This window comes from Paenibacillus sp. J5C2022, assembly GCF_025567625.1.
GTDB lineage: Bacteria > Bacillota > Bacilli > Paenibacillales > Paenibacillaceae > Pristimantibacillus.
Genome location: NZ_JAOQJC010000052.1, coordinates 39,089 through 51,144, shown reverse-complemented (window position 1 = coordinate 51,144; position 12,056 = coordinate 39,089). Strand labels below are relative to the sequence as shown.

The following is a 12,056-nucleotide window of genomic DNA, read 5'->3' as shown; positions in this document are numbered from 1 at the left end:
CAATGATCTCTTTCTTTGTCACTTCATAACTGCCCGGCAGACCAATTGTTAACTTCAATTGCTTCTGAGGCTCCTCCGATGGAGCAGAAGACTCATTCCCCGGCGAAGCGGGTGGCGTATTATTGGAACCGCCGCCAGATGAACATGCTGTGAATACCAGAACCAGAGCTAACATCATAATCCATATAGCAGACCCCTTTTTCAAAACATACCAACTCCCCTTTTTTTCGTAGTAGTTGTCTGACATATCTCTCAGAAATCGATTACATTTAGAAATAAAGCAAGAAAAGAAATCGATTTCTTATTACACTATACCACGTAAGCCCTTACATGACAATCAATTTTAGTATACTTTCATTCTTTCTGTCTTATTCCCGCTCTATATTCGAGTTTATCTCAATTGTGACGGTAATCGAATTCTTTTTTTGAAGGTTACTAGCACTACCATATGATTTCTGGGTCTCTCAAGTTAACTGCTGATACTCCGCGACAGAACTTCGTTCTATCAACTCGGGCTGAAGAATTATATCGAACGCAGGAACATCTGCTCCATTCATTTTATCAAGCAGCATCTTGCAAGCCAGTCTCCCCATCTCATAATCCGGCTGTTTAACTGTGGTTAGCTGGGGGTTCATCATCTGACCAAAGTCAATCCCGTCAAATCCCATAACCGACATCTCTTGCGGCACTCGAATATTCCGTTCTGACAATTCATTAATAACACCAAATGCCATCATATCATTGCAGGCAAGTATCGCCGTCGGAGAATTTGGTACATCCAGCAACTTCTTTGTCAAGAGCTTCCCCGTATCAAATTCTGACAATGGGTTGTCGGAGAATTCTACTTTCGACTCCTTCACCATAGGTTCAAGTCCCTCTGCCTTCATGGCTTCCATATAACCAAGCAATATGCTTTTACGGCTGGGACGATCTACTTTCGAAGTCACGTAGCCAATTCGTTTATGTCCTTTGGATTGAAGATGCTTTGTTGCCAAGTAACCGCCTTTATGATAGTCGAATTCGACCTGACTAATTTGATCTTCTTCAATCTTCTGATCAATTGCAATTACATGCACGCCAGCATTGATCATGCTCTTGAGCTGTGACTTGTCGCTGGAGATCGAAGATATAACAAGACCTTTAATTTGTTTTTCCATAATCGTCCGAATGTACTCATCTTCCAGCAGTGGATCATGAAGTGAATTGCAAGCGATTACAGTAAAATCATTTTGCCGGGCAATTTCTTCAATCCCGAATAGAACAGACGAGTAGAACGGGTTCATGATCGAAGGTACAATCACTCCAATAGTCGTACTCCTGCTTCCCTTCAACTGCCTGCCAAGCAGATTGGGAACATAATTCATCTCCTTGGCAAGAGACAAGATGCGCTCTCGCTTTAATTTACTGACCGGATAGGTGCTATTGCTAAGAACACGCGACACTGTCGCTGATGAGACGTTTGCCGCTTTGGCTATATCATGTATCGTTGTTGGCTTATTCATTATATCCCTCTTTATCATCAATATTGCGATTCAATGTGACACATTAATCCCTTTACAGCAGAAAGAAAATGAAAGCAATCGTTTTCTATTTCGTTTCTATTGTAGCACCAGACCTCTGTTCACACAACCATTAACGTCGATTCGTCAGCACAAGAAAAACGCGTAGACCGTATACAGCGGCTCTACGCGTTTAATAAGTTACATTTCCATCCTTCCCCTGGAATAGCCATGCAACACTTATGCACTTCTAGAGCAGTCATTAATGACTGCCATCTGCCAGAACGTCAACCGTTTTCAGTCACAACCTTTTTCCAATAGACAACGGTTAATTTTTAGAGGGGGGGATTGTCAACAATCTGCAGAAGGGGCTGTCCCTATGAGACATCCCCTTCTGCTTCTTATTCCTACCTTGCGTCTTCTCTTATCATTATTGTTTCTTCCGGTTATTGCGCGAAATCCTCGAATAAACCACGACTGCCGCTACGATCATCCCCATGAAACCGATATTTTCCGCTAGTGCCGGCTCCATTCCCATCACGATGCACAGATTCGTAACCAGACTCTTGACTAGCAGCGCCACCGCAATCAGCAGCAGCGGACGAACAAAATTATATCTTTTCATCGTTTACAACTCCCCTGTCCATTTTGGGGTTCATTTTCCAACAGCTCCCCCGCAACGTATCAGGGTTCTTTGCTTGATAGCCATTGAAATCGCTTTCTCATTTCCCGAAGAACAATTTGTCTTCACTATTATAGCTTAAATCTCCTCCGATATTCCACCTTCTCTATCCTGTTTATTTCGCACTAATTTTCGGGTATTATTTCAAGTTTCAGATCATCAAACCATGCAGGTGCTGCAACGTTCGGCTCTAATCTTACATACACTTGTAGAATCGTTGCTTCTGCTAGTGGAACGACTTCCAACTCCATATATTCCCACTCCGGACCTGAAGTGCTAATCGGAGTATATGAATATCTCAAAGACGCTGCAGATTGATTCGTTTGGCGCAAGCCAAATCTTGCCTTGCTGTTATCACTATACACCCATCCGCTCAAGCGATATTTCACCCCTGGCGTAATCGCAATATCGTAAGAACGGGCTTCTACTTGTACTGCAGGCTGTTCTGGATTTAGCTTCGCCTTAATAGCATATTCTCCTGAGTGCACTTGCTCACTTGATCGCTCCATCGTTCTGAGGCTCCAATAATTTGCCTTCAAAGGATTCGAAAGCTCCCCCTCTTCGAAGCCGGGGTTTCTTAATAAGTTTGTATTATGCACAATTTCGATGCTCGAAAGCAGCACATCCTTATCCGCCAATCTCAAGTGGATATTTACCAGATACTCTCCTTCTTCCAGACTTTCAGGAATGGTTAGCGTTCCATTCACAGTTGAAGATTGATTCGCAGGTACATGAACAGGATTGTTAAAATTGAGCTGAATACCATCCGTAGTATGACTAGACAGTTCAAAAGCTAGAGTATCAGAATGATTATTTTTGATCAAAACAGGAATTTGGTATGTGCCTGCATGTGAAGTCGGCCATTCATTGCTTAAAGGCTCAAAATCAATTTGTTGTCTGATTAACGCGTAAGCTTCATCAATCAGATATTGCGAATCGGTTTCATTCCATACGCCATCGGATCGAAGCTGCTCCACTTCCGCTATGAAATCAACGAGAAGGGTTACATATTGTTCTATCCTATTTTGCTGAAATTGTTCTTCTGCTGACTCAAGCAATGCAAGCAGTGGCCCAGCCTGCTCGCCAGTCAACTTTTCTTCATTAACATAATAATTAGTAAGATCAACTAAATTCGCTGCGCCGTATTGGACTTGATATACCCCAATATCATCCAAATAAACGATGGCATCCTCTGCATTTCTGATTTGCGTATTGATCAGAATGCGTTCAACGTCTACCCCTTTAATTTGTTCCGGCATTTCATCAAATATAGTAAGTTCTGTCCATTGCCCAGCATGATCAGCCAGCATCAGCGCATCGGAGTAATACACCAATTTATTGCTTCCAGCATGAAGTTCAATGACGATTTGAACAGTACCTTGGCTAGCTGTATCTGCCGGTGTGAAAAACTTGACGGATGATGCCAATAAACCAGGCTTCACATCTACATATTTCCATGCACCTGCCAGCCTTGCGTTTTGGAAACGCAAGCTGTGTGTTCCATCCGAAGCCTGTTCATTCGTAACATCGATTGCAGCTGCTTTGTTAGGATCCCATAAGTTCCAGGATGGCACGCCTTCTTCCTCGAAAGAGTAGTCAGCGGCTAACGACTGTTCGAGCATACTATGATCAAACAAATAAGCATATTCGCGAAGTTTCGTCTTGGCAATATTTTGTTGAAAAGAGAGAATGCGTTGTTTGATCGCGCTCTCTTCATTCAAGTAAGCGTTATCCTCCAAGTATTGCTTTACATGCCAAAATTCATCGGGATTCCAACCAGACCAGGCTTCCCCTGCTAATATCGGATCTATAGCATATCTTTGCGTAGAGTTTTGGTTGTATTCTTGAATGAGCTCCGGTCGGCGCTTGACCATTCCCAATCGTTCTTCAAGCGTTTGTTCCAATTCATCCAAAATGGCCAGCGCCTCTTCTTCCGTCTCGGGCTTTTCCAGTGGTCGCGGATAAGTTAGTGCAGAAGCTTCATAATATTCAAATTGGTGCAACAACTGCTGCGCTCTTATTTTTTGCTCTGGCGTCTGCGTTTTCTCGATAACCGATTCAAGCAATGGACGGCTTCGACGGATTTCATCTTCTGCAAATGCCAGATAAGAATTATGTCTCATGGACAGGTAAGTATCGTACTTCGATGTCTTAAACCAATCTGATTGTAACGCTTCCGTTCTCCAGAATTGTTCCCATATTTCGAAATACGCCCGCAAGTCTGCAGCTGCCTCTGTGCCCACTGCAGATTCATACCAATGATCAAGCAAAGTATTTACATCTTTCTCCATACTCCAGCCGAGCTTAGCAATTATCCATGGCTGTGGACCATCCCCGAGCACTGGATGCATATCCCAATGATGGACCAGCACATTCTGCTCTCTTGCGTACTCATACAATTCTTCCACCAAATTCGGATAAACACGCGGCAATGGATAATAGCCGCTTAACATATAATCGTACCAGCCCAGTTGAGTTGCTCTCTCACTCCAGGTTTCAGAGTGTGCTTTGCCTTGGGCTTCAACTTCAGGATCCGCCCAAGCTAGTCGATCCTTTGTGATGACAGGAATGACTCGCGAATGCAATGGAAAAGCCGGAGGGCCCATAACTTGCTGATAAGCGTAGAGACCAAACCATTTGTCCGGATAGTCTTCCAACACACCTTCAACAACTTCGTTTACCCATTTGTAATAGATTTCGGACATATGCTGTACGCCGACTGAATTAATTTTATTCGGAAATGCGGGATGTGCGGGATTTTCCTCACAATACCCTCCTCCGTCATTAACAGCCAGAGAAAAAGATATTGCACCAGGATTTTTTCTAAAGTACTCTTTGATCCCATCGATCGCGACTGGAATCGTAGCCGGATTACTGTAACATGGCTGCCAACGATGAGGATCTCCTTGAGCGGGCGGCTTATTCTTGGGATAGAAATTAGGATACTTTTCTGTATCTCCATATTTTTCAACCGGGAAAAGTGTAAATATATTATGACCAAGCGCGATCTCGGAAGCAGAGATCGTCCGGTTCTGGCGGTACCATTCTGAACGAACCGTCCCATAAACATTTCCACTGCCCATATTCATCGTACGTCTTAATGAAAACGCCGACGGCTCATCTTTCCATGCCTTATTCGGCATACGCAGTTGTTCCAATTGTGGTACGTCAATCCATTCCTCTCCCGGAAATAACCATGTTACGCCTACGTACTTCTCCAAAAAGGCATATACGCCGTTACGTGTTCCGACCACTGTCGGGCTTGTAATAATTAATTGCGTTTTTGAAGGAGCGATTATGAAGCCGTCAGAATGAAGCGCTTTCACTTCTGCGGCAAATTCCTGATCCTCGGGATAAGAGCCTTCCCCGATACGCAACATAATTGTCGATGAATCTATGTTCAAATTCTCAAGTTGATCAATGGTGTATATGGGGAGTTCAACTCCTGTAGCACGCTCAATGTAATCCGACATAACGCTCGCTGCTTCATTGATTTCTCCGCCGCTCTGTTCAGGTTTTACAATAACCGCATTCGCGTGTCCGTCACGGACGATGTACAGCGACGGCTTCGCAGGAACCTCCTCCACTTCCAGCATCGCTGTAACCGCATCCTCCAGCTGAGTTTTTGCGGTTGCAGTCATATTTTTCTGCATGCCCTTATTGTTAAGATGCTTCAGGAAATCTTCCATCTTCTTGCCAGCCTGCTCGACCGAGCCGTTCTCCAACTGATGCTTGGCTTGCTGCAATCGGTTTTCAAGCTGCCTGGACAGCGGATGCCGCACATCTCCTGATACGATCAACTGATCCAGCAACAGCTGTACCTCATCGATCTGACTCAGCGTCAGACTGTCTGGTGCTTGAGCTGCACTTTTCTCCGTCAGACCTGTCATTGCAGCAAAGACTACGACTAAAAACAACGTCCACAACGTCCACTTCCGTTTTAACATGTTCCTCCTCCTTGTACTTAAGAAATCGATTGCTTGAACTTAAGTTACCATTGAGGATTACAAAAATCCACGCGCCATCTTGCTTTCTTTTTGTATATTATTGCTTTTGGGAATTGTTTTTTCGAAAAATAGCGTATAATCAAGATCAAACGCTTACAAGGGGGATCGTAAAGTGACAACAGAGCGACAGGTTATAGACTACAAACAACGATTCCCATTCAAAATAACACGAGTTACCCATTTGATTAACAATTATTTAGTTCTGCCGCACTGGCACGAACAACTGGAAATCATTCAAGTTGTTTCAGGCTCCGTTCAAGTTAAAGTCGACGAACTAACTTACATCGGTGAAGAAGGCGATATTTTCTTTTTCAACAGTCGCCAAGTTCATTCTGTGATGAATAAAAGTGAAAGGGGCGAGCCAGCTATTCACGGCATGCTCTTCGATCAAGTTTTGCTGTACCGAGCGATGGCCAACCAAGAAACAGAACAATGGATTTCATCCTTGCTGGGACATCGAAAAATCCGCAACCAATATACACCTGCCCATAAACTATGGCCAAAATTAAATGGAGGATTCAAAACCGTCATTGAAGAATTCACATCAAAACCCATTGGATATGAATTATTAATTATTTCAGAGATCTATTCTTTTATCATATCCATTTTACGCATATACGCTATGGAAATCAGTGTGAATCTAAGTCCAGTCCGCTATATTGAACAATACGCGAAATTGAAACCTGCAGTAGATTATATTGAAAAACATTATGCAAATAAGATGGATTTGAAAGAAATTAGTAGTCAGGCCAATATGAGCTCGTTTCACTTCACACGTGAATTTAAGAAGCTGTTCGGAATAACACCTATGCAGATGGTCATAGATGTTCGCTTACACCGTGCCAAACAATTACTGTTGGATTCCAATATTAGCGTCACGGAAGTTGCCAGCTTAATAGGATTTTACGATGTAGGTCATTTCAGCAATGTTTTTAAACAAAAAAATGGATGCACGCCATTACAATTCCGTAAAAGATTTGATTCATAATCCTGTCGCTTCGTCTATTCCATTAATGGACATAGGTTAGCCACGGCATACTCTTCGATCGTACCACAAGAGGACTCGCCATGTTTTATGCTGCCTTCGTACCCGATCATTCGACCATTCGCGACTATTTGTTGCAGCCGATACTGCAACAAGCCCGTTGAGCATCGCTCAGCGGGCTTGTCTTCATTCCTCGCTTCTATTGCTTGCGATACCAGGGCAGCCTGCCAAGCGGAACATCGATCTGAAGCTTCGCCGGTCCATGGACCATGCTCCCGTCATCGCCAAGCCAGTTGCCCGCAGGGAACAGCACGTCTCTCGCTCTTGCTCCCTTGGCAATGACCGGCGCAACCAGAAGCGAGTCGCCCAGCATGAATTGGTCCTGAACAGACTCCATACCCTCTTCGGGGAATACGTAAGCCATATGGCGCAGGATCGGCTCCCCGTTAACGGCTGCATGGCGGGCAAGCCCCAGAATTTCATCGCCGAACCGGACATGCAGCTGTGCCGCCTCCACACAATAGCGCTGGTTCTGCTCACTTAGCAGTCGCCACGGCGCCGCCGAGAACTGCATCATGGGGAACAGGGCGGAGCATTGGGCGTAACGCACAAACAGCTCCTGATCCAGTCGCTCCTCCGAGAAACTGCTATACTGCCCTCCCCCTATCATATCGGGACAGGTGAAGGCATACCCGAGAAGGCCTTGTGCCAGACCGTCCGGAATGAGAGCGTCCAGCCCGTTGCCCGTCCACTCATGGTTTTTATCCATCAGCCGCTGAACCAGGGGTTGCCCGGCAAGCTTCCAGCAGGCACGGTATTCATTGAGCCGGTACTTCAGCCCGACCTTGGCCCATGCCTCGCAATGGCCATTCCGTGTAGTTCCAGGCACATAGCTGAGATCGTCCGGCTCGTAGAACTCCGGATCGCCGGCATCCAGCTTGAACCCGTCAATCCCGTATTCACGTTGCAGCGCGTCCATCTGCTCGCGCATCCATGCCACAGCTGCAGGATTGGTGCAATCGAGCACTGCGCTGAAGCCGTTCCACCATCTTCGGAGCGCCGTCTTGCCTCCACTGTCCTTCAACAGTATGCCGCGCTTCTCGATCTGGCGGAAGGTGAGGGAATCCGGCGAGACGAAGGGACATACCCACAGCATCACCTTGAAGCCCATGGCATGCAGCTCCTGCACCATTCCCTTAGGGTCCGGGAACCGGCCGGAATGGAATGTCCACGTGCCATAGGGCTCATGCCAATTGTCATCGATCATAATTACGCCCGGAGGCATTCCCTGCGCAAGCGCATCCTTCGCATATTGCAGCACCTTATCTTGCGCAGGCTCATACAGCAGCTCGATCCACAGATTGTATTGGGGCGCGGTGAACAGCAGCTCTTCCGGAACAGTTGCTGCAGGCGGGAAGAAGGTTCGGGACACATAGCTGTACGCTCCCCGCAGGTTCTCATTACCTTCTCCCGCCACCAGCCCTCCGGCATCGCTGCTCACCAGCAAGCGGTTGCGATCGAATTGGAAAGCGAAGGGCTCATCGCTCCATACATATCTGCCTTTGCTTGAAATAAGCAGAGGGCAGGCTTGATTGCCGTTGAAGCTTACAGCCAGGTCCGCCTCGAACAACGACATGCCGTAAGGCATGCTTCTTCCGTCTGCCGCTCTCCCGCCCCACCAATGCTCGTCAGGCAGAAGCTCCAGCTCAAGCTTTTGATTCGTCATGCATCATCACTCCTTCTCTAACATGAGCTTATCGTCTGAAGGGGGCGGAGACAATCTAAAAGTTGTGCTATATACTATAACAAAATTGACTTTTCACATTGGAGGGCAGGCCTGTGCTTAAACCAGCATCCTACGGATTTCGCTCTAACGATCGCTCAATATTGACACTGGATTCTATCGGCTGGCAATTGATCAACAACCCGGAATACGCCTTCGACGGGACCTTGCGACCGGATACGGGGCATGTTATTTTCCAATATACGCTCAGCGGTCGGGGCTTCATCGAAGTGGAGGGACAACGCTACCCGTTGCCGGCGGGTACTGGCTTTATGGTCAAGGTGCCTAGCCAGCACAACTATTACTACGTTGAACAGGAGGAGCCTTGGGAGGTGATCTGGCTGAACATGCGCGGGGAGGAAGCGAACCGGATATGCGATCTCATTGTTGCCCGGGAAGGTCCCGTCATTCGCAGGGAGGCCGACTCTCCCGTCATAGCGGAGTTCTGGACCATGCTGAACGGTATCGCCGAAGGAACGCTCACCGACAAGTATCAGCTGTCGGTCCGGGTATACGAATGGATGATGTCAATGCTCAGAACAAGCAGAGAGCCTGGCACAGAACTGAGCGCAAGCACAAGCACGATCGTCGACAAGGCCAAGCGGTATATGAAGGAGCATTACGCGCAGCCGCTCACGCTGGAGACGATTGCCGCGCATTGCGGGATCAACAAACATTACCTGTGCAGACTGTTCCAGAAGTCGGAGCGCACTTCTCCGCTTGCTTACTTGCGGGATCGCAGAGTGGAAGCCGCTGTCAGATTGCTTAGAACGACCGAATGGCCCGTGCAGGAGATCGGCAAGCGATGCGGCTTCGACAGCCCCAGCTACTTCGGCAAGGTGTTCCGCGAGTATATGGCCATGACACCGCTGGAATATCGGCAGAAGAAGCTGGAGTTCCCCTATGACGCGATTTATTATGAGTAGCTGGCAGAACGATGAGTTGAGGTGAAACTATTTCGATCCCGGTTACGAATATATGAGTGAACAGGCAGAAAGGAGGCGATGTGGTTGGACGAATTGCGCCTCATCAAAAAAGTTCGTCGAAACGGCGACCTCGCCGCCGCTGACAAGCTGGTGCGCTATTACTACGATGAGATTCACAGCTTTGTGAAAAAGCAAATCTCGGATGACAATACCGCGCTTGATCTGACACAGGATATCTTTATCTCCATGCTCAAAACCATTCACCACTTCGACGTAAAGCGAAGCACGGGCTTCCGAGCCTGGCTGTACAAAATAGCATCGAATAAAATTGTAGACTGGTACCGCTCGCGTTCCTACCGAGAACTGAGCCTATCGATCCAGCTTGACGAAGAGAAGCCGATCGATGAAGCGGACTTCACACGGCAGTTGGAGAAGCGCGATTTCATGGAGAGAGTATGCCACTACATAGGAGGGCTACCGTCAGATACCCAGAAGATTTTTCGACTCTATATATTCGCCAGCCACACGTTCTCGGAGATCGCAGCGGCGGTAGATATGCCGGAGGGAAGCGTGAAGTCCAAGTATTACCGACTAGTACGCCTGCTTAGAAAGGAGTTCGCCAACGATGAATGAGACAGAGAAAAACGCAAGCATTCAATATATCCTGTCGCAAGGCGTAGTGAAGCCGATAACGGCAAAAGAACGTATGACGAAAATGCTGCGCACGATAGGATTCCGGTTCATCTTCTGGGACACGGGCTACAGCCTGCTATTTGCCTCGATAACACTAGCGGGCATAGTTGCCCTGTTCAAGCTGGCACCTGTCGATTACCGCTACTCCGCCGCGATTGCGGCTGCCCCATTACTGTTCCTGATCGTCACCTTGTTCGCCGAGACATCGGAGCGTGCCGGCGGAATATATGAGCTCAAGCAGACCTGCCATTACACCATCCGCCAAATCACTGCATTAAGGATTGCTTGCTATTCCGTCGTCGGCTCGGTGTTCACGACTATTATTGCAGCACTTCACGCTAACAACGGATATGAATTTCTCTCGCTCTTCCCGCTATGCTTGTCTGCTCTCTTTATCTGCGCCGTACTGGGGTTATCTGCTATACGTATGCTCCATAACGCATGGGGATATGCGGCCTTCTCCGCCATATGGGTATTCGTGAATATCATGCTTCCGATCTCGCTTGGCGATAAGTGGGAAGCGCTGTTGCGCGCAACGCCTGTCGTCCTTTCCACTGCTGTTGCCGTAATGGGAGCCGCTTTATTGATCTATGGAATCGTAAAAATGCTGTCGGAGGAGAAGAAATATGCTGCTGCTTAGTCAAGTAACAAAGAAATACGGAAGTTTTACCGCTCTGGAGAACATTAATCTTGCGCTCTCAAGCGGTGTGTACGCCTTGCTTGCCCCCAATGGCGCTGGCAAAACGACGCTAATCAAAATGCTCACTACACTCATCTTTCCTACAAAGGGAGAAATTCTGTGGAACGGCGATGACATTATCGGGCTTGACGCTTCGTATCGCGACATCATCGGTTATCTGCCACAGGACTTCGGCTATTACAGGAACCACTCACCGCGCGAATTCCTTCTATATATGTCAGCCGTAAAAGGAATAGAACGCGATACAGCCAAGCGCAGATCGAACGAATTGATCGACCTTGTCGGCTTATCCGACGTGCGGGATAAGAAAATGCGGAAATTCTCGGGCGGCATGATTCAACGTGTCGGAATTGCACAGGCCATGCTGAACGATCCGAAGATATTGATTCTTGATGAGCCTACAGCGGGACTTGATCCGAAGGAGCGCGTCCGCTTCCGCAATCTGATCTCCTCCTTGTCGAAGGAACGCATTGTGATCCTGTCGACGCATATCGTATCGGACATTGAGACGATCGCCAGTAAAGTGATCATGTTGAAAAACCGCAAGCTGGCCGTCAACGATACGCCGGCGTCCATCTGCGGAACACTCCTGGGCAAGGTCTATGAAACGGATGATGTAACAGCAGTAAAAGCGCCTTATCTGCCGCTCACCGAACATCAGGATCACTCCAAAACCGTCGTACGCTTCATGAGTGAAGTCGATTGCAGCCATATAGCGCGCAGTGTACCGCCGAATCTCGAGGACGTATTCCTGTACATGTACCGCGACGAGGTCGTGTAA

Annotated in this window: 9 protein-coding genes and 1 pseudogene; 5 read left to right on the top strand and 5 right to left on the bottom strand. The window is 47.4% G+C overall.

Translation table 11 applies throughout. The annotated features are described in order from the left end of the window. The 4 genes and pseudogenes from M6D81_RS28030 to M6D81_RS28015 all read right to left on the bottom strand — a co-directional run. Positions 1-205: pseudogene (locus tag M6D81_RS28030) on the bottom strand (ABC transporter substrate-binding protein); the annotation flags it as partial. A gap of 259 nt (positions 206-464) precedes the next feature. Next, positions 465-1,502 carry a LacI family DNA-binding transcriptional regulator gene (locus M6D81_RS28025; protein ID WP_262680566.1) on the bottom strand — a complete coding sequence of 346 codons (1,038 nt, stop codon included), beginning with the start codon at positions 1,500-1,502 and terminating at the stop codon, positions 465-467. 427 nt (positions 1,503-1,929) lie between these two features. Then, complete coding sequence (locus tag M6D81_RS28020) at positions 1,930-2,124, bottom strand: hypothetical protein (RefSeq protein ID WP_262680564.1); 195 nt, start codon at positions 2,122-2,124, stop codon at positions 1,930-1,932. Positions 2,125-2,306: 182 nt separating this feature from the next. After that, positions 2,307-6,128: a DUF4838 domain-containing protein gene (locus M6D81_RS28015; protein ID WP_262680562.1), complete on the bottom strand. Its 3,822-nt coding sequence runs from the start codon at positions 6,126-6,128 to the stop codon at positions 2,307-2,309. Positions 6,129-6,300: 172 nt separating this feature from the next. Between M6D81_RS28015 and M6D81_RS28010 the strand changes: the two genes are divergently transcribed. Continuing rightward, the gene (locus M6D81_RS28010) at positions 6,301-7,176 is read left to right on the top strand and encodes an AraC family transcriptional regulator (RefSeq protein WP_262680560.1); all 876 of its coding nucleotides are present in this window, start codon (positions 6,301-6,303) and stop codon (positions 7,174-7,176) included. A 196-nt stretch (positions 7,177-7,372) separates the two neighbouring features. Here M6D81_RS28010 and M6D81_RS28005 read toward each other — a convergent pair whose 3' ends face one another. Then, positions 7,373-8,899, bottom strand: a complete 1,527-nt coding sequence (locus M6D81_RS28005) for a glycoside hydrolase family 31 protein (protein WP_262680559.1) — start codon at positions 8,897-8,899, stop codon at positions 7,373-7,375. 113 nt (positions 8,900-9,012) lie between these two features. Here M6D81_RS28005 and M6D81_RS28000 point away from each other — a divergent pair, with 113 nt between their 5' ends. From M6D81_RS28000 to M6D81_RS27985, 4 genes are all read left to right on the top strand, one after another. Beyond that, positions 9,013-9,882 carry an AraC family transcriptional regulator gene (locus M6D81_RS28000; RefSeq protein WP_262680557.1) on the top strand — a complete coding sequence of 290 codons (870 nt, stop codon included), beginning with the start codon at positions 9,013-9,015 and terminating at the stop codon, positions 9,880-9,882. Between the two features lie 84 nt (positions 9,883-9,966). Beyond that, positions 9,967-10,515 (top strand): RNA polymerase sigma factor, encoded by a 549-nt coding sequence (locus M6D81_RS27995; RefSeq protein WP_262680555.1) that lies wholly within the window; start codon positions 9,967-9,969, stop codon positions 10,513-10,515. Next, positions 10,508-11,215 carry a hypothetical protein gene (locus tag M6D81_RS27990; RefSeq protein WP_262680554.1) on the top strand — a complete coding sequence of 236 codons (708 nt, stop codon included), beginning with the start codon at positions 10,508-10,510 and terminating at the stop codon, positions 11,213-11,215. The genes M6D81_RS27995 and M6D81_RS27990 overlap by 8 nt, the downstream gene beginning before the upstream one ends. Next, the gene (locus M6D81_RS27985; protein WP_262680552.1) at positions 11,202-12,056 is read left to right on the top strand and encodes an ABC transporter ATP-binding protein; all 855 of its coding nucleotides are present in this window, start codon (positions 11,202-11,204) and stop codon (positions 12,054-12,056) included. Before M6D81_RS27990 ends, M6D81_RS27985 begins: the two co-directional genes overlap by 14 nt.